The organism is Streptomyces sp. NPDC050658, from assembly GCF_044457025.1.
Taxonomy (GTDB): Bacteria; Actinomycetota; Actinomycetes; order Streptomycetales; family Streptomycetaceae; genus Streptomyces.
Genome location: NZ_JBITGM010000011.1, coordinates 273,274 through 293,330, shown reverse-complemented (window position 1 = coordinate 293,330; position 20,057 = coordinate 273,274). Strand labels below are relative to the sequence as shown.

Annotated in this window: 19 protein-coding genes; 9 read left to right on the top strand and 10 right to left on the bottom strand. The window is 71.4% G+C overall.

Translation table 11 applies throughout. The features are described 5' to 3' along the window. Window positions 1-30 precede the first annotated feature (30 nt). Window positions 31-2,109 (top strand): AAA family ATPase, encoded by a 2,079-nt coding sequence (locus tag ACIBKX_RS32490; RefSeq protein WP_363269706.1) that lies wholly within the window; start codon window positions 31-33, stop codon window positions 2,107-2,109. Window positions 2,110-2,239: 130 nt separating this feature from the next. After that, entirely contained in the window at window positions 2,240-3,091 is an 852-nt protein-coding gene (locus ACIBKX_RS32485; RefSeq protein ID WP_363269707.1) for an SRPBCC family protein, read from the top strand. 12 nt (window positions 3,092-3,103) lie between these two features. On the opposite strand, the gene ACIBKX_RS32480 is transcribed toward ACIBKX_RS32485, so the two are convergent. Further along, window positions 3,104-4,579 (bottom strand): penicillin-binding protein 2, encoded by a 1,476-nt coding sequence (locus ACIBKX_RS32480; protein ID WP_363269708.1) that lies wholly within the window; start codon window positions 4,577-4,579, stop codon window positions 3,104-3,106. Between the two features lie 137 nt (window positions 4,580-4,716). Beyond that, window positions 4,717-5,601, bottom strand: coding sequence for an NAD(P)-binding domain-containing protein (locus ACIBKX_RS32475; protein ID WP_363269709.1), 885 nt, complete (start codon window positions 5,599-5,601; stop codon window positions 4,717-4,719). Window positions 5,602-5,711: 110 nt separating this feature from the next. Between ACIBKX_RS32475 and ACIBKX_RS32470 the strand changes: the two genes are divergently transcribed. Further along, complete coding sequence (locus ACIBKX_RS32470; protein ID WP_363269711.1) at window positions 5,712-6,773, top strand: helix-turn-helix domain-containing protein; 1,062 nt, start codon at window positions 5,712-5,714, stop codon at window positions 6,771-6,773. Here ACIBKX_RS32470 and ACIBKX_RS32465 read toward each other — a convergent pair. Together ACIBKX_RS32465 and ACIBKX_RS32460 are read right to left on the bottom strand one after the other, a co-directional pair. Next, window positions 6,751-7,170: a VOC family protein gene (locus ACIBKX_RS32465; RefSeq protein ID WP_363269712.1), complete on the bottom strand. Its 420-nt coding sequence runs from the start codon at window positions 7,168-7,170 to the stop codon at window positions 6,751-6,753. The two genes, ACIBKX_RS32470 and ACIBKX_RS32465, sit on opposite strands and share 23 nt — an antisense overlap. 10 nt (window positions 7,171-7,180) lie before the next feature. Further along, window positions 7,181-7,669 (bottom strand): helix-turn-helix transcriptional regulator, encoded by a 489-nt coding sequence (locus ACIBKX_RS32460; RefSeq protein WP_363270121.1) that lies wholly within the window; start codon window positions 7,667-7,669, stop codon window positions 7,181-7,183. 100 nt (window positions 7,670-7,769) lie between these two features. Between ACIBKX_RS32460 and ACIBKX_RS32455 the strand changes: the two genes are divergently transcribed. Beyond that, complete coding sequence (locus tag ACIBKX_RS32455; RefSeq protein WP_363269713.1) at window positions 7,770-8,765, top strand: ATP-binding cassette domain-containing protein; 996 nt, start codon at window positions 7,770-7,772, stop codon at window positions 8,763-8,765. Then, window positions 8,762-9,523, top strand: coding sequence for an ABC transporter permease (locus ACIBKX_RS32450; protein ID WP_363269714.1), 762 nt, complete (start codon window positions 8,762-8,764; stop codon window positions 9,521-9,523). The genes ACIBKX_RS32455 and ACIBKX_RS32450 overlap by 4 nt, the downstream gene beginning before the upstream one ends. Here the strand turns inward: ACIBKX_RS32450 and ACIBKX_RS32445 are convergent. The 3 genes from ACIBKX_RS32445 to ACIBKX_RS32435 form a co-directional block, all read right to left on the bottom strand. Next, the gene (locus ACIBKX_RS32445; RefSeq protein ID WP_363269715.1) at window positions 9,507-12,707 is read right to left on the bottom strand and encodes a BTAD domain-containing putative transcriptional regulator; all 3,201 of its coding nucleotides are present in this window, start codon (window positions 12,705-12,707) and stop codon (window positions 9,507-9,509) included. The genes ACIBKX_RS32450 and ACIBKX_RS32445 overlap by 17 nt on opposite strands. Window positions 12,708-12,735: 28 nt before the next feature. Then, window positions 12,736-13,146, bottom strand: a complete 411-nt coding sequence (locus ACIBKX_RS32440; protein ID WP_363269716.1) for a hypothetical protein — start codon at window positions 13,144-13,146, stop codon at window positions 12,736-12,738. A 130-nt stretch (window positions 13,147-13,276) separates the two neighbouring features. Further along, window positions 13,277-14,191 carry an NAD(P)-binding domain-containing protein gene (locus tag ACIBKX_RS32435; RefSeq protein ID WP_363269717.1) on the bottom strand — a complete coding sequence of 305 codons (915 nt, stop codon included), beginning with the start codon at window positions 14,189-14,191 and terminating at the stop codon, window positions 13,277-13,279. On the opposite strand from ACIBKX_RS32435, the gene ACIBKX_RS32430 reads away from it, so the two are divergent. The 4 genes from ACIBKX_RS32430 (at window position 14,190) to ACIBKX_RS32415 (ending at window position 16,254) form a co-directional block, all read left to right on the top strand. Further along, window positions 14,190-14,591 (top strand): helix-turn-helix domain-containing protein, encoded by a 402-nt coding sequence (locus tag ACIBKX_RS32430; RefSeq protein ID WP_363269718.1) that lies wholly within the window; start codon window positions 14,190-14,192, stop codon window positions 14,589-14,591. The two genes, ACIBKX_RS32435 and ACIBKX_RS32430, sit on opposite strands and share 2 nt — an antisense overlap. Before the next feature lie 131 nt (window positions 14,592-14,722). Continuing rightward, window positions 14,723-15,175 carry a helix-turn-helix transcriptional regulator gene (locus ACIBKX_RS32425; protein ID WP_363269719.1) on the top strand — a complete coding sequence of 151 codons (453 nt, stop codon included), beginning with the start codon at window positions 14,723-14,725 and terminating at the stop codon, window positions 15,173-15,175. Window positions 15,176-15,199: 24 nt separating this feature from the next. After that, the gene (locus ACIBKX_RS32420) at window positions 15,200-15,766 is read left to right on the top strand and encodes a hypothetical protein (RefSeq protein WP_363269720.1); all 567 of its coding nucleotides are present in this window, start codon (window positions 15,200-15,202) and stop codon (window positions 15,764-15,766) included. A 152-nt stretch (window positions 15,767-15,918) separates the two neighbouring features. Continuing rightward, window positions 15,919-16,254: a DUF2516 family protein gene (locus ACIBKX_RS32415; protein WP_363270122.1), complete on the top strand. Its 336-nt coding sequence runs from the start codon at window positions 15,919-15,921 to the stop codon at window positions 16,252-16,254. Between the two features lie 18 nt (window positions 16,255-16,272). On the opposite strand, the gene ACIBKX_RS32410 is transcribed toward ACIBKX_RS32415, so the two are convergent. From ACIBKX_RS32410 to ACIBKX_RS32400, 3 genes are all read right to left on the bottom strand, one after another. After that, window positions 16,273-17,595: a SpoIIE family protein phosphatase gene (locus tag ACIBKX_RS32410; protein ID WP_363269721.1), complete on the bottom strand. Its 1,323-nt coding sequence runs from the start codon at window positions 17,593-17,595 to the stop codon at window positions 16,273-16,275. A gap of 373 nt (window positions 17,596-17,968) precedes the next feature. After that, on the bottom strand, window positions 17,969-18,994 hold the full coding sequence (locus ACIBKX_RS32405; protein WP_363269722.1) for an NlpC/P60 family protein: 1,026 nt from the start codon (window positions 18,992-18,994) through the stop codon (window positions 17,969-17,971). A 236-nt stretch (window positions 18,995-19,230) separates the two neighbouring features. Then, entirely contained in the window at window positions 19,231-20,028 is a 798-nt protein-coding gene (locus ACIBKX_RS32400; RefSeq protein WP_363269723.1) for a class I SAM-dependent methyltransferase, read from the bottom strand. Window positions 20,029-20,057 lie beyond the last annotated feature (29 nt).

Genomic DNA, 20,057 nt, shown 5'->3' with positions numbered 1-20,057 from the left:
ACTTAACTCGGTTACATTATTCTCAGTCGTATGACGCCCCTGGACCAAGCCCTCACCCGCGAACGCCGCTTCCACGACACCTGCCGCGCCGCCCTCGCCGGCATGGTCGACGGCGCCGAGCAACAAGTCCTCAGAGGAGCAGACGTCTCCGCGTCCGGCGCCGACGCCGAAGTCCTCGGCTACCAGTTCCGCAGCCACGCCAAAGCCATGCGTGAACTCCCCGAAGCGCCCCTCTTCTTCGGGCGGCTCGACTTCGCCGCCGACGGGCCCGCCGCCGACGAGGCCGGCGACCACCGCGCGCAGAGCTACCACATCGGCCGCCTCCGCATCACCGAGCACCCGGCCGCCCCGCCCCTCGTCGTCGACTGGCGCGCCCCCGTCTCGCGCGCCTTCTACCAGGCGGGAGCGCGCGACCCGCAGGGCGTCGCCGTCCGCCGCCGGTTCGGCTGGGCACCCGGCAGCAAGGGCGACTCCGCCGACCTCACCGGCCTGGAGGACGAACCACTGACCGGGGCGGACACCGCCGACGCCCCGCACCTCCCGTCACCAGGACGCAGCGGCAGCGCCATCCTCACCGGCGAGATCGAGCGCCCCCGCGTCGGACCCATGCGGGACATCGCCGCCACCATCCAGCCCGAGCAGGACGACCTCGTACGCGGTGAACTCGCCGCCTCCGTCTGTGTGCAGGGCGCGCCCGGCACCGGCAAGACCGCCGTCGGACTGCACCGCGCCGCGTATCTCCTCTACACGTACCCCCAGCGCGTCCAGCGCTCCGGACTGCTCATCCTCGGCCCCAACCGCACCTTCCTGCGCTACATCGCCGAGGTGCTGCCCTCCCTCGGCGAGACCGGCGTGCGGCAGTCCACCGTCGCCGACGAGATCGCCAGGCCCAAGGCGCCCGTGCGGGCCCACGACGACGAGGCCGCCGCCCGCGTCAAGCACGACGCCCGGATGGCCGACGTCCTGCGCAGGGCCCTCTACGGGCGCGTCGTGCCGCCAGTCAACTCCCTTGCGGTGCCCGAGGGTTCGTACACCTGGCGGGTCCCGCTCGGTGATCTCGAGCGGATCATCGAGGACGTGCGCGCGGAGGAACCGCCGTACGACATCGGCCGTGAACGCGTCCGCACCCGCGCCGTCCGGCACATCCAGCTGCAGGCCGAGCGCCGCGCGGGAGCCATGAGCAACGCCTGGCTGCAGAAGATCTCCCGTGCCCGCCCGGTGTCCGCCTTCGTCGACGCCGCCTGGCCCAGGGTCCGGCCCGAGGAGGTGCTCGCCGAGCTGCTCATGGACCCGGGCGCGCTCGCCGCCGCTGCCGACGGCATCCTCGGTGACGCGGAGCAGCGGGCGATCGGCTGGGCGAAGCCGCCCCGCTCGTACAAGTCGGCGCAGTGGTCCGCCGCCGATCTCGTGCTGCTCGACGAGATCGCGGGGCTCCTCGAACGGCCCGAGGGGTACGGCCATATCGTCGTCGACGAGGCGCAGGACCTCTCCCCGATGGAGGCCCGCGCGATCGCCCGCCGCGCGGACTTCGGATCGCTCACCGTCCTCGGCGACCTCGCGCAGGGCACCACGCCGTGGGCCGCCCGCGACTGGCCGGGCCTCCTCGCGCACCTCGGCAAACCGGATGCCGCCGTCGCCCCGCTGACCACCGGGTTCCGCGTCCCGAAGGCGGTCGTGCGGCTCGCCAACCAGGTCCTCGCCACCCTCGACGTGGACGTACCACCCGCTCAATCCCTGCGCGGGGACGGGGAGTTGACCATCAGGGAAGTGCGTGACGTGGACGCCGCCGCCGTCGACGCGGTGCGTGCCGCGCTCACCCGCGAGGGCTCCGTCGGTGTCATCGCCGCCGACGCGGACACGCCCCGGCTGCGTGAAGCGCTCACCGCGGCGGGCATCGAGAGCGCCGGCCCGGACGAGCTGGGCGCGCGGGTGACGGTGCTGCCCGCGTCCGTCGCGAAGGGCCTTGAGTACGACCATGTGGTGGCCGTCGAGCCCGCCGCCATCGCGGAGGCGGAGAGCCGCGGGGCGAGCCGGCTGTACGTGGTGCTGACCAGGGCGGTGTCCCGGCTCGACGTACTGCACAGCAGGCCGCTGCCGTGGGGGGAGTGACGGCCGGGTGCGTCGGGAGTGCCGGGTGCGTGGATCCGGTCGTAATCTGCACGCGTGGCCCGGTCCACCACCGGCGGATGTGGACCGGCGGCCCCGAACCGCACCCCGACGTGATGGACGGTGACCCCTCATGAACCCGCACTCCGACACCCTCTCCGACGCGGGCGACGACGGCCGGCACAGCGTCCTGCGGATGGAGCGCCGCCTCACGCACCCGCCCGCCGAGGTCTGGTCGGCGATCACGCGGCCCGCGCACCTCGCCCACTGGTTCCCCTCCGAGGTGACGCTGGACCTGCGGCCGGGCGGCGCGATGGGATTCCACTTCCCCGGCGACGCGGGCCCCGGCATGACCGGCGAGGTCACCGACGCCGAGGAACCCCGCCTCTTCGCGTTCAGCTGGGGCGACGACCATCTGCGCTGGGAGATCGCCCCCGAGAAGGACGGCTCGCTGCTCACCCTCGTGCACACCTTCGGCGACCGCTTCGGCGCACCGAGCTTCGCCGCGGGCTGGCATCTGTGCATGTCGGCGCTGGCCCAGCATCTCGACGGCGGCCCGGTGGACGTGAGCCGGGACGCGGGCGAGCTGCACGAGGCCTATCTGGAACAGTTCGACCTCGGGCACGGGGAAGTGACCGGCGGCGACACTCCCGGCATCCGCTTCGAGCGCCAGCTGGTCAGGCCCGCGGCCGAGGTCTGGGCCGAACTCTGCGCCGGGGACGTGCCGTTGAAGGGGGACACCGCGCCCGACGGGTTCTTGGCGGACGGCATCTCCGACGGCCCGGTCACCGCCGTCGACGAGCCGGCTTCATTGACGTACACCGTGCATCCGGACGGCGAGGTGCGGTGGGAATTCAGCGCGGGGACGGGGTACGGGACGCGGCTCGTCCTGACCCAGACGGGGATCGCGGGGGACGTGGACGCGGTGCTTGCGGCCTGGCATGCGCGGATCGAGCGGCTGGCGGGTCAGCTGCTCGACGGCTGACCCGCGGCGTGCTCAATCGTTCAGCACCGCCTCCATCACCGACTTCGCGATCGGCCCCCCGAGCCGCCCGCCCGCGATCTCCGACCGCGGGATGTCCATGTCCTTCGGGTCCACGAAAACCGCCACCGCGACCGGCGAAGAGCCGTCGTCCAGCTTCGCGTACGAGATGAACCACGCGTACGGCCGCTCGTCGTTGACGTTCGAGCCGTGCTGGGCGGTGCCCGTCTTGCCGCCCACGGTGACACCCTCGATCTGCGCCTTGTTCGCCGTGCCCTCGTCCACCGTGTGCTCCATCATCTCCTGCACCTTCTTCGCGGTGTCCTCGGAGACGGCCTGGCTCAGCTCCTCCGGCTTGCCCTTCTCGATCGCCGAGAGGTCGGGGCCGCGCAGCTCCTCCACCATGTACGGCTTCATCAGCTTGCCGTCGTTGGCGAGCCCGGCGGCGACCATCGCCATCTGCAGCGGCGTACTGGTCAGCGAGCCCTGGCCCATGCCGGTCAGCGCGGTCTGCGGCTTGTCGAGGTCCTGCGGGTAGCTGCTCGCCGACGAGCGCACGGGGATGAACTGCTGTTCGTTGAAGCCGAACTTCTCCGCGGTCTCGCGCATGTCGTCGTCGCCGACCTTGAGGGCGGTGTCGAGGAAGACGTTGTTGCAGGACCACTGCATGCCGACCTTCAGGGAGGCCTTGTCGCAGGGCGCGCCCGGCACGTCGTTGCCGATCGTCGTCGAGCTGAGCGGCAGCTTGTAGGGGGCCTTGGCGCCGGTCGGCTCGTCGATGTCGTCGATCACGCCGTGCTCCAGGGCGGCGGCCGCCGTGAGCACCTTGAAGGTCGATCCGGGCGGATAGATCTCGCGCAGCGCCCGGTTGGAGAGCGGCTGGTCCTTGTTCTTCTTGAGCCGGGTGAACTCCTTGCCCTCGTCCGCCGAGATGCCGGCGAACACGGACGGGTCGTACGAAGGTGTGCTCGCCATCGCGAGGACCTTCCCGGAGCGCGGGTCGAGCGCGACGACCGCGCCCCGGGCGTTCAGGTTCACCAGGCCCTGGTACGCGGCGCGCTGGGCCTTGGGGTCGATGGTGGTGATGACGTCGCCGCCGCGTCGCTTCTCGCCGGTGAGCATGTCCAGGGTGCGGCGGATGAAGAGCCGGTCGTCGTCACCGCTCAGCACGCCGTTGTGGACGCCCTCCAGGAACGTCGCGCCCTGGGCCTGCGAGAAGTAGCCGGTGATCGGCGCGTACATGGGGCCCTCCTTGAAGACCCGCTTGTACTTGAAGTCGGTGCCGCTGACTTCCTTGGAGCCGGTGACGGGCTTCCCGCCGACGATGATGTCGCCGCGCGGGTGCGAGAAGGCCTCGATCTGGACGCGCCGGTTCTGCTTGTGCGTCGAGAGATCCTCGCTCTCGGCGAACTGGATCCACGTGGCGCGCAGCAGCAGGGCGAGCGTCAGCACACCGCAGAAGACGGCTATGTGACGCAACGGCTTGTTCATTCGGTCCCCCCAAGACCCGTGACACCAGGACATCTTGCGCTTCCATCATGGGCACGGAACGGGGTCTTTCCGCCGTTGTTTCCGAACAGTCACACGAGCGGTCACACGAGCAGTCACGTGATCGGCCACGTAATGGGTCACACGGCAGGGCCGCCCCGAAGCACCTCGATCACGCTCGCGAAGCTGTCCGGACCGTGTCCCGCGGCCGCGGCCCGCTCCATCGTCGCCTTCAGGAGTTCGGGCAGCGCGTTGTCGACGCCCCGGTCGGCCGCGGCGTGGATGAGGTGGTCGATCGCCGCGATCTGTACGTCGACGGTGGCGTCGTCGCCCGGATAGCGGCCGGCGTCCACCTGGGGCGCGTACGTCGTCATGAACCCGGCGACGGCGTGCGAGAGCCAGCGGATCGCGACCGGCGCGAAGTCGGCCGCCTTCGCGTCCGCGCCGAGCAGCGCCGTCCCGTGCAGCCAGCCGGTGAACGTGGCCCACATCAGGCCGAGCAGGGCGACGTCGTACAGCGCGGCACGGCCCGGCTCGGCGCCCAGGTACAGCGGGTCGCCGAGTGCGGCGAGCGCGGGGCGGTGGGCCTCGAAGACGTCGCCCGAGCCGCTGTAGAGGAACATCATCTCCGGGGTCCCGACCCCCGGCGGCGTCGTCATGACCGCACCGTCGAGATAGCCGAGGCCCAGCGTGGCCGCCCACGCCGCCGTCTCGCCGGCCTGCTCGGGAGAGCCGGAGGTGAGGTTGACGAGGGCCTTGTCCGCGAGGCCTCCGGCGGCGACCGGGTCGAGGACGGTGTGCAGCGCCGGGTAGTCCAGGACGCAGGCCACGATCAACGGGGCGGCGGCGACGGCCTCTTCGGGGGTGGCGGCGAGCTTGGCACCCCCTTCGACGAGGGGCTTCGCCTTCTCGGGGGAGCGGTTCCAGACGGTGGTGGGGTGACCGGCGGCCAGGAAGGCGGCGGCGAGGGCGGCGCCCATGTTGCCGAGGCCGATGACGGTGACGGGGGTCTTGTGCGTGTTCATACGCACCACGCTCGCAGCGCGCGGCGGCACCGGACAGTGACAGCGATGACGCCGATCACCAAATTCCTGCCACGCCCCGCAAGCGCGTTCCGGAGGCTTACGCTCACCCCATGAGCGCTGGTTCCGTCGCGTTGGTCGTGACCGAGGAGATAGCGATCCCCTCCTGGGATCTGTACGAACTCAGCATCCCCTGCACGGTGTTCGGGAAGCCGCAGCCGGATCTGTCGGAGCACTGGTACGACTTCCGGCTGTGCAGCGCGTACCAGGGCGGGGGAGGGGGCGGGGGCGGCGGCACCGGAGCCGGAGCCGGGGACTTCGGGCTTTCGCTGCGTACCCCGTACGGCCTCGACGACCTCGTCGGCGCGGACACCGTCGTCGTGACGTCGGTCCCGGACGCCTGCGTCGACGACGGCGAACCGCTGCCGCCCGGTCTGGCCCCCGCCCTGCGCCGCGCGTACGAGGCGGGCGCCCGCATGGTCTCGCTGTGCACCGGCGCCTTCGCGCTCGCCGAGGCGGGGCTGCTCGACGGGCGGCGGGCCACCGCGCACTGGATGCACACGGCCCAACTGGCGGCGCGCTACCCGGAGGTGGAGGTCGACGACTCCGTCCTCTACGTGGACGACGGTGACATCCTCACCAGCGCAGGAGTCAGCGCGGGACTCGACCTGTGCCTGCATCTGGTCCGCCGCGACCTGGGCGCCCACGTCGCCAACCAGCTCGCCCGGCGGATGGTGGTGCCGGCCCACCGACCCGGCGGGCAGGCCCAGTTCATCGATCTCTCCGTGCCCGCGACGGACGACGAGGGACTGGCCCCCGTACTCGACTGGGCCCGCGCCCGCCTCGACCGCCCGCTGACCGTCGACGACCTGGCCCGGCAGGCGGCGATGAGCCCCCGCACCCTCTACCGCCGTCTCCAGGCCGCCACCGGCAGTACGCCCCTCCAGTGGCTGCTCGGCCAGCGCCTGGCCCGCGCCCAGAGCCTCCTGGAGTCGACGGACCTGCCGATCGAGCGGATCGGCGAACTCAGCGGCCTGGGCACGGCGAACAACCTCCGCCACCACTTCCTCAAGCAGGTGGGGGTGTCACCGGGGGACTACCGCAGGGCGTTCCCCAAGGCATTCCCCAAGGCACTCCCCAAGGCGTCGGGTGTCACTTCGCGCGCGGCTGGCTGAACCGCAGCATGTTCCCCGCGGGGTCGCGGAACGCGCAGTCGCGTACGCCGTACGGCTGGTCCATCGGCTCCTGGAGCACCTCGGCGCCGGACGCGCTGATCCGCTCGAAGGTGGCGTCGCAGTCGTCGGTGCGGAAGATGACGCCGCGCAGCAGCCCTTTGGCCATCAGCTCGGCGACCGCCTGCCGGTCGGCGTCCGTGGCGCCCGGGTCGGCCAGTGGAGGCTCGATGACGATCTCCACGTCGGGCTGCGCGGGCGAGCCGAGCGTCACCCAGCGCATCCCCTCGAAGCCGACGTCATTGCGGACTTCGAGACCGAGTACGTCGCGGTAGAAGGCGAGGGCCTTGTCGTGGTCGTCGACGGCGATGAAGCACTGGGAAAGCCTGATGTCGTCCATGTCCCTCACGCTAGGGACTGCCGTCGGCCGCCGCTTCTCCGTTCCTGACGGCGTCGGCCTGGTTCCCGGCCCCGGTCCCGGTCCCAGTCCCAGTCCCGGTCCCGGTCCCGTTCTTGACCGGCCGGGTGTGGATCTTGGCGACGCAGGCGGGGACCGCGGAGCCCTCCGCGTGGTCGCGGGCCCGGTAGGCGCTCGGGCTCTCGCCGACCAGCTCGGTGAACCGGGTGCTGAACGAGCCGAGCGACGTACACCCGACCTCCATGCACACGTCCGTCACGCTCATGTCGCCGAGCCGCAGCAGCGCCTTGGCCCGCTCGATCCTGCGGGTCATGAGGTAGCTGTACGGGGTCTCGCCGAAGGCGGTGCGGAAGCTGCGCGAGAAGTGCCCCGAGGACATCAGGGCGGACCGCGCGAGCGCCGCGACGTCCAGCGGCTGCGCGTAGTCGCGGTCGATCCGGTCGCGGGCCTGACGGAGTCGCACCAGGTCGGAGAGGGGAATTCGGGACACATCAGGATTATGACGCCGGTGGGTCCGGGTGTCAGTCCCCGTGTCAGAGGGCTGACAGACGGGTGACAGTCCCGGTCGCGATGGTCGGTGCATGAAAACTTCGGCGATCGCGGTCAGCGGACTGCGCAAGGCATATGGCGACAAGGCCGTACTGGACGGCATCGGTTTCGACGTACCCGAGGGATCGGTCTACTCCATGCTCGGCCCCAACGGGGCGGGCAAGACCACCACGGTCAACATCCTGACGACGCTCCTGAAGGCCGACGCGGGCACGGTGCGCGTCGCCGGGCACGACGTGGCCACCGGCACCCGGAAGGTGCGCTCGGCCATCGGCGTCACCGGGCAGTTCGCGGCGGTCGACGGGCTGCTCTCGGGCCGCGAGAACCTGCGGATGATGGCGGACCTCAAGCGCGTCCGCTCGGCGGGCAGCCTGGTCGACGGGCTCCTGGAGCGGTTCGACCTCGTGGAGTCGGCGGACAAGCTGACGGCGACCTACTCCGGCGGCATGCGGCGGAAGCTGGACCTGGCGATGACGCTGGTCGGCAGCCCGCGGATCATCTTCCTCGACGAGCCGACGACGGGCCTCGACCCGCGCAGCCGGCGCACGATGTGGCAGATCGTCCGCGAACTGGTCGCCGACGGCACCACCATCTTCCTCACCACGCAGTACCTGGAGGAGGCCGACGAGCTCGCCGACCGCATCGCGGTCCTGAGCGAGGGGAAGATCGCCGCCGAGGGTACGTCCGACGAGCTGAAGCGGCTCATCCCCGGCGGGCACGTACGGCTGCGGTTCACCGACCCGGCGGCGTACCGGTCCGCGGTCATCGCCCTCGGCGAGGTCACCACGGACGACGAGGCCCTCTCGCTGCAGATCCCGAGCGACGGCAGCCAGCGCGAGCTGCGCGCCGTACTCGACTGGCTGGACGCGCTCGGCATCGAGGCGGACGAGCTGACCGTGCACACCCCCGACCTCGACGACGTCTTCCTCGCGCTGACCGATCGCACCGCGGTGCCGGCCCCCGCGAACACGACCACGGACAAGAACACCACGGACAAGAACACGACCACGAAGGAGACCGCACAGTGAGCACCCTCTCGATCGCCCTCGCCGATTCGGCGACCATGCTGCGCCGCAACCTGAAGCACACGATGCGGAACCCGATCACGGTGTTCAACGCGGTCCTGTTCCCGATCGTGATGATGCTGATGTTCGTCAAGGTGTTCGGCGGCGGCTTCGACGTCGGCGTCCCCTACATCGACTACGCGACGCCCGGCCTGCTCGTGATGGCCGTCAGCTACGGCCTCGGGGCCACCGCGAGCGCCGTGAACTCCGACATGACCACGGGAGTCATCAACCGCTTCAAGGTCATGGACGTATCCCGCGGTGCCGTGCTGACCGGGCACGTCGTCGTCACCACCGTGCGCTGTCTGGTGGCCTGCGCGGCCATCATCGGGCTCGGTTTCCTGCTGGGCTTCGACCCCGCCGCGAACGCCGTCGAGTGGCTCGGCGTCATCGGTGTCGTCGTGCTGGTCAGCTTCGCGGCCAGCTGGCTCACCGTCGCCCTGGGCCTCGCCGCGAAGACCGCGGAGTCGGCGGGCCTGGCCACCGTGCCGCTGATCATGCTGCCGTTCCTGAGCAGCGCGTTCGTGCCCTCCGACACGATGGGCGCCGGCGTCCGGCAGTTCGTCGAGTACCAGCCCTTCACACCGATCATCGAGACCCTGCGCGGTCTGCTCGCGGGCGCCCCGCAGAGCGGCGACGTGATCGCGGCCCTCGCCTGGTGCGTCGGGTTCACGGTCGTCGGCTACGTGTGGGCGGTGTCGACCTTCAAGAAGCGAGCGTGACCTCGACCAGCGCGGGCCAGTCGGCCCGCGTCCCCTCCAGAGCCGCCTCGGCGAACTTCGTGTCGCCGAGGCGGCTTCGCGCCGCCCGCTCGATCCGGTCCACCTCCGGGTCGCAGCGGTTGCGCAGGCCGCGCAGGTCCGTGCTCGCCGCGAGCAGCCGTGCCGCCTGCTCGTGCTCGTCGTTGCGCAGCGCCAGGTCCGCGACGCCGACGAGCACCTGCGCGATCAGCTGGGGGTGTCCCGCGGCGGCCGCCGCCTCGCAGGCCGCCGCGCGGTGCGCACGGGACTCGCCGAGGTCGTCGCAGAGATAGCCGAGCAGGTCGTGCGTCATCGCGCGGATGTTGGCCTGCTCCGCCTCGTCGCCCAACAGGGCCGTAGCGAGGGCCAGTTGCTCGCGCGCCTCCTCCGGATCGCCGTCCCAGCGGGCGAGGTCCGACTTCGCGTAGGCGAGCAGGGCCAGCGCGCCCGGCCAGGTGACCCGCTCCGCGTACCGCTCCGCCTCGGCGACGGCCGCCGCCGCGGCTTCCTTGTCGCCGAGCAGCCAGTACAACTGCGCCTGCCGCGACCGCATCCGGATGATGTCCTCGGCGGTGCCGACCTCGGTGACGACCGCGATCGCCTGCTCGTAGTGCTCGCACGCCGTGGCGAACTCGCCGCGTGTGCCGATCCGTTCCGCGAGCTCGCTCAGGGCGAAGGAGATCCCGAACCGCTCGCCGAGCGCCCGGAACTCGCCGAGCGCCGCCTCCAGATACGCGTCCGCCTCGTGCCCGCCCTGGCCGAGGATGATCCGCAGCTTGCCCAGCTGAAGCCGGGCAAGGGCGCGCACCCACGGGTCGGCGTCGTCGAGCAGCGGTGCGAACGCGTCCGGGGTCTCGTGGTCCTCCAGCATCCGTACGAGCGGTGTGACGAGGCCGAGCGCGGGGTGGCGGCGCCGGCTGTGCAGGCTGCGCCGACCGAACTCGTGCGCCTTGCGGATCCACTCCGCGGCCCGGTGCTCGTCGCCCAGGCCGGAGGTCATGAACATCACCACGAGTCCGTACACCGTGGCCCGGACGTCGTCGTCCACCTCGCCCGGCACCTCGGTGGCCGCGGTGATCAGCTCCATGCCCTCGGTCCGGTGCCCGCCGAGCCACCAGTACCAGCCCGCGCCCGCCGCGAGCCGCATCGCCGCCTGTGCCTCGCCTGCCGCGAGCGCGCCGCGCAGCGCGGCGCCGATGTTGTCGTGCTCGGCGTCGAGCACGGCCAGCCACTCCAGCTGCTCGGCGCGGCGCAGATACGGCTCGGCGGTCTCGGCGAGCTCCGTGAAGCAGTCGAGGTGCGCGCGCCGCGCGAGCTCCGACTCCCCTGCCTCCGCGAGCCGTTGACCGGCGTACTCCTGGATGGTGCCGGTCATCCGGTAGCGGGGCGCGGCGTCGCCCTCGGCGCGCAGCAGGGACTTCTCGGTGAGCGCGGTGAGCAGTTCCAGTACGTCTTCTCCGGCGAGCGCCTCGCCTTCTCCGTCCCCGGCGATCGCCTCGTCGTCCCGGTCGAGCGCCTCGTCGGAGCAGACCCGCTCGGCCGCCTCCAGGCTCGCCCCGCCGGAGAACACCGAGAGCCTGCGCAGGACCGTCCGTTCGGCGTCGGTGAGCAGCTCCCAGCTCCAGTCGACGACCGCGCGCAGCGTCTTGTGCCGGGGCAGCGCGGTGCGGCTGCCGCTGGACAGGAGGCGGAAGCGGTCGTCGAGGCGGTGCGCGAGCTGGTCGACGGACATGGTGCGCAGCCGGGCGGCGGCCAGTTCGATGGCCAGCGGCATTCCGTCGAGGGCCCGGCAGACACGCACCATCGTGGCCGTGGTGCGGGCGTCGGTGGGCAGGTCCCTGCGTACGGCCCCGGCCCGGTCCCGGAGCAGCCGGACGGCGGGCGAGGCCTCGATCTCGGCGGGGCTCGCGCCCGCGTCCGGGAGGGCGAGCGGCTCGACGGGCCACAGCGCCTCGCCGGTGATGCCGAGCGGTTCGCGGCTCGTCGCGAGGATCCGCAGCCGCCGGCACTCGCCGAGCATCCGGTGGGCGAAGACCGCGGCGGACTCGATGAGATGCTCGCAGTTGTCCAGGACGAGCAGCGTCTCGCGCTCGCGGACCGCGGCGATGAGACGGTCCGTCAGCTCGGCGTTCGGGGAGTTGCCGAGCAGGGTGTCGCGCAGGCCGAGCCCGGAGAGCGTCGCCTGCGCCACGTCGCCGTCCGGGCCGACGGCGGCGAGCTCCACCATCCAGGCACCGTCCGGCATTTCGGCGATCAGCGTGCGGGCGGTCTCGGTGGCGAGGCGGGTCTTTCCGGAGCCGCCGGGGCCGATCAGCGTGGTGAGCCGGTGATCGGCGACGAGTTCGCGTACGGCGGTGACGTCGGCGCCCTTGCCCACGTACGTGGTCAGCTCGGCCCGCAGATTGCTCCTGCGTTCCTCTTCGCGCCGGGGCGCCAACTCGCCCCGCAGCAGGGCGACATGAAGTTCGGAGAGTTCGGGCGAGGGGTCGACGCCGAGCGCGTCGGCGAGGGCCTCCCTCGTCCGTTCGTAGACGAGAAGCGCCTCGCTGTCGCGGCCGGCGGCGGCGAGGGCGCGCAGCAACGCGGCGACGAGCCGCTCCCGTATCGGATGGGCGGCCACCAGGTCGGTCAGCTCGGTGACCAGCTCCGCGCCGCGCCCGAGGGCGACCTCCGCCTCGCACCGCTCCTCGGTGGCGGTCAGCCGCAGCGCCTCAAGGCGTCCGGCGGCGGCATCGAACGCGGCGCTGTCCTGCAACCCGACATCTTGCAGGGCCGTGCCGCGCCACAACTCCAGGGCCTCGCGCAGCAGTCGTACCCGCCGGGACGCGTCCTCGGCGGCGGACTGGCCCGCGACGACCAGGCGCTCGAACCGCACGGCGTCGACGGCTTCGGGCTCCACCAGCAGGCGGTAGCCGTCGGTCTGCCCCTCGATGACCCCGGCCGGCAGCAGCTTCCGCAGCCGGGAGACCAGGCGTTGCAGGGCGTTCGTCGCGTCGACGGGCGGCTGCTCGCCCCAGATCCAGTCGACGAGCGCCGCCTTGGGGACGGCGTGACCGGGCCGGAGCGCGAGGGCGACGAGCAGCCCGCGCAGCCTCGCCCCCGGCACCTCGGCCGGTACGCCGTCGTCCGTACGCACCTCGAATGGACCCAGGATCCCGATCTGCATCCGCTGAGTCTGCCACGGCGGTGCCCGGTCAGGCGGCGTCGATCGCCTCGGTGATCTTGCGGGCCATCGCGGTCATGGTGGGGCTGGGCTCGTCCTTCTTGTAGGTACGGGCGGCGGCCTCGATGGCGACGGCGATGGTGGCCCGGAAGTTGTCGGCCTCGGCGGGTGCCTGCTTCTTGAGCAGGGCCATGGCGGCGGTCAGCGCCGGAAGCACCTGGTCGGCGAGTGCGGCCACGGTCTTGCCGTCCAGGTTCTGCGGCTTCGACTTCTCGGCGAGCACATGCCCGACGAGCCCGGTGGCTGAGCCGAGGGCGATGGAGGCGTGGGTGGCGATCTTGTGCGGGGACCCGGCGGCGTCGGCGGCGGCGAGCAGCGAGATGGCGCCGTAGGCGGCGGTGCGCAGGGTGTTCTTGTCCTGGTCGGCGAGGATGACGGACATGGTGGGCTCCTTCTGAAGGGGGGAGGGACCGCTTGCTGGAAGCGGCCCCTCGCCGGCTGATGCCCCTACATTCCCGACCGCGGCTGTCACCCGCCTGTCAGCCCTCTGACACGACGTCTGTCACCGGAGTTCAGTCGCCGAGGAGCCCAGTCGCCGAGGAGCCCAGTCGCCGAGGAGTTCGGTCGCGGAGGAGTTCGGCGACGTGGGCGTAGGAGGCGTCTCCGTAGCCGGCCGTCAGGCCCCGTCCGGCGATCTCGTGGGCGGCGGAGATGACCGTGCTGTCGATGCCCCGGCCGCGGGAGGCGTCCAGGACGTGGGACATGATGGCCGCCGCCGAACGGAGGTTGGAGCCCCCGGCGGGATAGCTGCCGGTGTCGACCTGCTCGGCGAAGGCGTCGATCACATCGGGCAGCAGACCGGCGACTCCCTTGGCGTAGGGGGCCAGTTCGCGGGCGGTGACGCCCTCCGCCCCGGCGAGGGCGAAGGCGTGGACGACGCCGGTCAGCGCCGTCCAGAAGATGTCGAGCAGCGCGACGTCGTGCGCCCCCGCGCGGCCCGGGTCGGTACCCAGGTGCACACAACTGCCCCCGATGGCCTGGAGGGTGGCGCGGTGACGCTCGTACACGTCGGCCGGACCGCTGTGGAAGACCAGGGTGGACGAACCGCCGACAAGGTACGTCGGAACCATGATCGCGCCGTCGAGATAGTCGATGCCGTGCGATGCGGCCCACTCGGCGGTCGCGCGGGCGTCGTCCGGGGTGCCGGCGGTGAGATTGACCAGGGTGCGGCTCTTGAGCGCGGCGGTGTGCGGGGCGGTGACGGCGCGGACGGCGTCGTAGTCAAGGACGCAGACCACGACGAGATCGCTCGCCGCGATGGCGTCGGCGGCGCTCGCGGCTTCGACGGCACCGTTCTCCACCAGGCTGTCGGCGCGGCCCGGGGTACGGTTCCACACGGTTGTCGGATGGCCCGCGGTCAGGAAAGCGGACGCCAGGGCGCGGCCCATCGGGCCGAGGCCGAGAACGGTGACGGGGGAGGCGGGCATGGAGGACTCCAAGGTCGTGACGGTGACCGATCCGCACACGTGCGGGATGGGCGTGGCCGTCGGGGCGTTCGAGGGCAAGTGGAAGTCGTTCGTGATGTGGGCGCTGTCCGACGGCCCGCGCCGTTTCGGCGAGACCAGACGTCTGGTGACCGGCATCAGCGAGAAGGTGCTGACCCAGCAGCTCCGGGAACTCCAGGCGGACGGGATCGTGCACCGCCGGGACCACGGCGAGATGCCGCCACGGGTCGAGTACTCACTGACGGAACACGGCCGTCGGCTCTACGAACTGCTGGAACAGCTCTCCGCCTGGGGCCTGGACCAACTGGCCGCGAGGGGAGGGTCGATGACGGACGAGGGGCTTGGCGCGCCGCCAACAGGCTCTCCGGGCATCGGCTCTTGATCAAGTACGTACTTTGAGGTACGTGTCTGGCCCTTCGGGCATGGGTCCGGTCCCGCCCCCCCGACGTGGCGTGGCGCACTTTTGCAAGCAGGTGCTTGCAATAGTTAGCAGGGGTGGGGCAGGGTTGGCGTATGGCATCACTCAACGTCGGCAATCTCGGTGAGTATCTGCGTGAGCAGCGGCGCAACGCGCAGCTGTCGCTGCGGCAGCTCGCCGATGCCGCCGGGGTGTCCAATCCGTATCTGAGCCAGATCGAGCGCGGCCTGCGCAAGCCGAGCGCCGATGTGCTGCAGCAAGTGGCCAAGGCGCTGCGGATCTCCGCCGAGACCTTGTACGTCCGGGCCGGGATCCTCGACGAGAAGGAGCGGGACGAGCTGGAGACGCGCGCCGTCATCCTCGCCGACCCGTCCATCAACGAACGGCAGAAGCAGGTGCTGCTGCAGATCTATGAGTCGTTCCGCAAGGAGAACGGCTTCGAGGTCTCCGCATACGTCGATGACGTCGATGACGTGGATGCCACCGATGACGGGCCCCGCACGGCCGACGGCAGTGCTGCCGATCCCAAGGACCACCCCTCAAGCTGACGCGAATCCGGGAGGACTCTCGCCATGGCCATCAAGGACGACCTGTACAAGACCCTCAGCGACCCGACCCCGGCGTACTTCGCCGCCGGTACCGCCGACCTGGCGTACCAGCAGGCGAAGAAGGTGCCCGGGCTCGTCGAGCAGCTGATCGCCGAGGCCCCGGCCCGGATCGACGCCGTGCGCAACACCGACACCAAGGCCGTCCAGGACAAGGCCGCCGCCCGCGCCAAGGAGGCGCAGGCGACCCTTCAGGCCAAGGTCAACGAGTTCATCGGCACCCTCGACACCGACCTGAAGAAGCTCGGGGAGAGCGCCCAGGACCTGGCGCTGCGCTCGGTCGGCGTCGCCGCCGAGTACGCCGTCAAGGCGCGCGAGAAGTACGAGGAGGTCGCCGAGCACGGTGAGCAGGCCGTGAAGACCTGGCGCGGCGAGGCCGCCGAGGAGATCTCCGAGCTGGCCGACGCCGTCGAGCCGGACGAGGAGAAGGCCTCGGAGCCGAAGGCCGCCGCCTCTCCCGCTCGCAAGCCCGCCGCCAAGAAGGCTCCGGCCAAGAAGACCGCCGCCAAGAAGACCACGCCGCCCGCCGGCTAGGGGCGCGGTACCGCTGTCGTCGTGTGGGCGGGCCGGGCACTCTCGGAGTGCCCGGCCCGTTCTCCGGGTAGCGGGTACGGTGTCCGCGTACTGAAGACCCTCAAGACTCTCAAGGCCGTCAAGAGCCGAGACTGGTGGTGGACGTTGTGCTGATGCAGGGGTTCGCGAACTTCATGTGGCTGCTGTCGTTGGCCCTGATCGCCTTCAGCGGGTTCGCGCTCATCGACGCGGCCGTGCGACGTGAGGACGCCTATCGCGCCGCGGACAAGAAGACCAAGCCGTTCTGGCTGATCATCCTCGGGCTCGCCTTCATCGTGAACCTGATCTTCAACATCCTGTCGTTCCTGCCGATCATCGGGCTCATCGCGACCATCGTCTACATGGTCGACGTCCGGCCCGCCCTGCGGCAGATCACCGGCGGTGGCGGCGGTGGCCGCCGCGGCTCCAGCAGCGACGGTCCTTACGGGCCGTACAACGGCGGGCGGTAAGGACCGTCGGGGCGGGTTCTACCGGTCCCTGTCCAGGAGCAGTACGGCCACGTCGTCCGTGAGGTCCCCGCCATTGAGGTCTCGGACCTCGTTGACCGCCGCCTCAAGCAGCTCGTCGCCCCGCAGGCCCGCCGCGAGCTGGCGGCGCACCATCTCCACCATGCCGTCCTGGCCCAGGCGCTGGTTTCCCTCGCCGATGCGGCCCTCGATCAGGCCGTCCGTGTAGAGCATCAGGCTCCACTTGCCGCCGAGCTCCACCTGGCGGCGCGGCCAGCGGGCGTTCGGCAGCAGGCCGAGCGCGGGGCCGCTGTTCTCGTACGGAAGCAGCTCGGCCAGGCGCCCGTCGCGGGCGATCAGCGGCGACGGGTGGCCGGCCAGGCAGAGCCCGGCCCGGCGCCCGTCGGGGGCGATGTCGACCGTGCAGAGCGTCGCGAAGATCTCGTCGTCGGCGCGCTCGTGCTCCAGGACCTTCTGCAGGGTGGAGAGCAGCTCGTCGCCGCACAGGCCCGCGAACGTCAGCGTCCGCCACGCGATGCGCAGCTCCACGCCGAGTGCCGCCTCGTCGGGGCCGTGGCCGCAGACGTCGCCGATCATGACGTGCACGGAGCCGTCGGGGGTGCGCACCGTGTCGTAGAAGTCGCCGCCGAGCAGCGCGCGCGAGCGGCCCGGACGGTAGCGGGCCGCGAACCGCAGCGGGGAGCCGTCGAGCAGCGGCGTCGGCAGCAGGCCGCGCTCCAGGCGGGCGTTCTCCTGGGCCCGAAGCCGCGACTCCGTCAGCTGGCGCTGGGCCGCGTCCGCGCGCTTGCGCTCCACGGCGTACCGGATGGCGCGGCTCAGCAGCCGCTCGTCCAGCTCGTCGCGGAAGAGATAGTCCTGGGCGCCGACGCGCACCGCCTCGGCGCCGCGCTCGGAGTCGCCGTTCGCGGTGAGCGCGAGGACGGCGTGCCGGGGCGCGATGCGCAGCACGTGCTTCAGCGTGGCCAGCTCGTCGGTCTCCGCGTCGGGAGCGGTGCTCGCGCCGCCGGTCGCGCCGGTCAGGGCGAGGTCGAGCAGGATGCAGTGCACGTCGTCGGTGAGCAGCCGCTCGGCCTCGGTGAGGTTGCGGGCGGTGCGGATGCGGATGGGCTTGCCCGCGGAGTCGAGGAGCGCGGGGACGCCCAGCGAGCCCGCCGGGTCGTCCTCGATCACCAGGAGGCTGATTCCGTTGCCGCCTGCCGTCTGCTCTGTCGGTCGTTCGGGTGCGCCCACGTCGGCTGACGCGGGTGCGGTCGTCGGCAGAGCGTGAGCCTGACCGCCTTCCGCGGCCGGGATCGCCCTCTGCCGCGGTATGGGTACGGGCATGGCTTGGGTTCCTTCCCTCCCCCCGAGGGCATGGTGGAGCGCGGTTGCGCACTCCACCGACGGGGACCATAGCGTTAGCCGAGGCTCGATTGGAATGCCGAGCGGCAAACAGCCACCGTCATATGCCGCATGTAGGGCCGCATTTGGGCACGGTCACTTCCACGGGGGATGACGAACATCACGCCGCGGGGGTTGAGCGCGGGGCGCGGGGGTGCGGTGGGTCACATGACCTACGGCACAGGGGCGCCGCGGGGCTGACGCACCGCACAGGGCCTGTCACTCGGGGGGCCTGCGTGAGCGGCCGGACGGCCTGCCTGTCGGGCCGGACGGCTCGGCTGTGGGGCCGGGCGGCTCGGCTGTGGGGCCGGGCGGCTTACTTGTCCGGCCGGACGACCCCGAGAATCTTCATCGAGCCAGCGCCCGCGATGGTGACATGGCGTCCGGGGCGCGGCGCGTGCACGATCGCGCCGTCTCCCAGGTACATCCCGACATGGCTGGCGTCCTGGTGATAAATGATCAGGTCACCGGGGCGCATGTTCTTGATGTCGATGCGCGGCAGTTGCTTCCACTGCTCCTGCGACGTACGCGGAATGCCCTTGCCCGCGGCGGCCCAGGCCTGGGAGGTGAGCCCCGAGCAGTCGTACGAGGAAGGGCCCTCGGCACCCCACACGTACGGCTTCCCGATCTGGTCGGTGGCGAACTTGACGGCCTTCTTGCCCTGCCCGGTCGCCTTGCCGTTGATGTCCTTCAGGACGCCCGAACTCAGCCACGCCGTCTGCTTCTTGAGGGCGGCCTCCTCCTCGAGCTTCCGGAGCCGCTCGCGCTCCTTCTTCTCGAGCTTGGACTCCATCTTCTCGGCGGCCTCGATCTTCTTCTTGATCTTCTTCTTGGCCTCGGCCTTCGCCTTGCGGTTGGACTCCAGCTTCTTCCACTGGGCCGTGGCGTCCTTGGCGTAGATCCGCAGGTCCTCCTGGGTCCGCTCCAGCTCCGTCAGCATGCCCTTGGTGGCCTTCTCGCCCTGCCGCATCCTTCCTGCGCCGTCCAGGAAGTCCTGCGGGTCGTCGCTGAGCATCAGCTGGGCCTCGGAGGGCATTCCGCCGCTGCGGTACTGGGCGCGGGCGGCGGCCCCGGCGCGGGACTTGAGTTTCTCGAGCTTGTGCTGGCCCTTGGTGATGGAGCGGGCGAGCTTCACGATGTGCTGCGACTGCTTCTTCGACTTCTCTTCCGCCGCGTTGTACGCGTCCGTGGCGACGCCCGCCTCGTGGTAGAGGCGGTCGATCTCCTTGCGTACGTCCTCAAGGGACTTGGTCTTGCCGGGCGTTGGCTCCGCCGGGCTCGCGTAGGCCGCGCCGGGTGTGGTCAGCACCGTCACCGCGCAGATCAGCGCCATGCCAGCCATCGTCGAACTCCGCCTGCCGGTCACGTCCCGCCTCCCCCAAAACTGATTTACCGTCAGTAACTTGTGGTCGCCACCGGGATGGTGCCATGTCCGCGCGCAATACGACAGAGCGCGTCCGCAACTCCGATCCTCTTGTCCCTCTCCTGTGACGAACGGCACTCGAAGATCGTTCCCCGCAGGTCAGGGGGTATGCGGGGCGTGCGGGCGAGCGGAATCCTTTCCGGCGCCGGCGGCTGTCACGCCTGACGGGGTGCCAGAGCCTCCCACCGCACCGTCACTTCGCCCTGCCGCCAGCGCGCCGGGCGGTCCACCACCGGCCAGTCCGCGGTGAGGTCCCGCACCGTCCTGATCCACCGCTGGCGCGCCCCGTACGAGGCGTAGGGGGCCGCAGCCGCCCACGCCCGGTCGAAGTCGCGCAGGAAGGCGTGCACCGGCTCACCCGGCACGTTCCGGTGGATCAGCGCCTTCGGCAGCCGCTCGGCGAGGTCGGACGGCCGGTCCAGGGAGCCGAGGCGGGTCGCGAAGGTCACCGTGCGCGGACCCTCGGGGCCGAGCGCTACCCAGACGTGCCGCCGCCCGATCTCGTCGCAGGTCCCCTCCACGAGCAGCCCGCCGGGCGCCAGCCGCGCGCGCAGCCGCTCCCACACGGCGGCGACCTGTTCCTCGTCGTACTGCCGCAGGACGTTCGCCGCCCGGATCAGCACGGGGCGGCCGGGCAGCGGGACCTCGAAGCCGCCGTGCCGGAAGGAGAGCCCCTCGCGTTCGTACGGCTTCGCGGCCGCGACCCGCGCCGGATCGATCTCGACGCCGACCACGCGCGCGTGCGGCGCGGCGGTGCGCAGCCGGACGAGCAGCTCGACGGCGGTCCAGGGCGCGGCCCCGTAGCCGAGGTCGACGGCCACCGGGTCGGGCGTACGCCGCAGCTCGGCGCCGTGCGTCGCGGCGATCCAGCGGTCCATGCGGCGCAGCCGGTTCGGGTTGGTGGTCCCGCGGGTCACCGTTCCCACGGGGCGGGAAGGGGTGCGGGAGGCCATGGGGGCAAGGGTATGCGCCGGTGACGGGC

Bases quoted from the DNA above. Each gene is read 5' to 3' on its own strand.
- ACIBKX_RS32440 (WP_363269716.1), bottom strand. From the start codon at position 13,146: ATGTCCGTCATCCTCGCCGACCAGGACAAGAACACCCTGCGCACCGCC.
- ACIBKX_RS32480 (WP_363269708.1), bottom strand. From the start codon at position 4,579: ATGAACAAGCCGTTGCGTCACATAGCCGTCTTCTGCGGTGTGCTGACG.
- ACIBKX_RS32400 (WP_363269723.1), bottom strand. From the start codon at position 20,028: ATGGCCTCCCGCACCCCTTCCCGCCCCGTGGGAACGGTGACCCGCGGG.
- ACIBKX_RS32425 (WP_363269719.1), top strand. From the start codon at position 14,723: ATGGCATCACTCAACGTCGGCAATCTCGGTGAGTATCTGCGTGAGCAG.
- ACIBKX_RS32470 (WP_363269711.1), top strand. From the start codon at position 5,712: ATGAGCGCTGGTTCCGTCGCGTTGGTCGTGACCGAGGAGATAGCGATC.
- ACIBKX_RS32475 (WP_363269709.1), bottom strand. From the start codon at position 5,601: ATGAACACGCACAAGACCCCCGTCACCGTCATCGGCCTCGGCAACATG.
- ACIBKX_RS32485 (WP_363269707.1), top strand. From the start codon at position 2,240: ATGAACCCGCACTCCGACACCCTCTCCGACGCGGGCGACGACGGCCGG.
- ACIBKX_RS32410 (WP_363269721.1), bottom strand. From the start codon at position 17,595: ATGCCCGTACCCATACCGCGGCAGAGGGCGATCCCGGCCGCGGAAGGC.
- ACIBKX_RS32420 (WP_363269720.1), top strand. From the start codon at position 15,200: ATGGCCATCAAGGACGACCTGTACAAGACCCTCAGCGACCCGACCCCG.
- ACIBKX_RS32430 (WP_363269718.1), top strand. From the start codon at position 14,190: ATGGAGGACTCCAAGGTCGTGACGGTGACCGATCCGCACACGTGCGGG.
- ACIBKX_RS32465 (WP_363269712.1), bottom strand. From the start codon at position 7,170: ATGGACGACATCAGGCTTTCCCAGTGCTTCATCGCCGTCGACGACCAC.
- ACIBKX_RS32445 (WP_363269715.1), bottom strand. From the start codon at position 12,707: ATGCAGATCGGGATCCTGGGTCCATTCGAGGTGCGTACGGACGACGGC.
- ACIBKX_RS32415 (WP_363270122.1), top strand. From the start codon at position 15,919: ATGCAGGGGTTCGCGAACTTCATGTGGCTGCTGTCGTTGGCCCTGATC.
- ACIBKX_RS32490 (WP_363269706.1), top strand. From the start codon at position 31: ATGACGCCCCTGGACCAAGCCCTCACCCGCGAACGCCGCTTCCACGAC.
- ACIBKX_RS32435 (WP_363269717.1), bottom strand. From the start codon at position 14,191: ATGCCCGCCTCCCCCGTCACCGTTCTCGGCCTCGGCCCGATGGGCCGC.
- ACIBKX_RS32455 (WP_363269713.1), top strand. From the start codon at position 7,770: ATGAAAACTTCGGCGATCGCGGTCAGCGGACTGCGCAAGGCATATGGC.
- ACIBKX_RS32405 (WP_363269722.1), bottom strand. From the start codon at position 18,994: ATGGCTGGCATGGCGCTGATCTGCGCGGTGACGGTGCTGACCACACCC.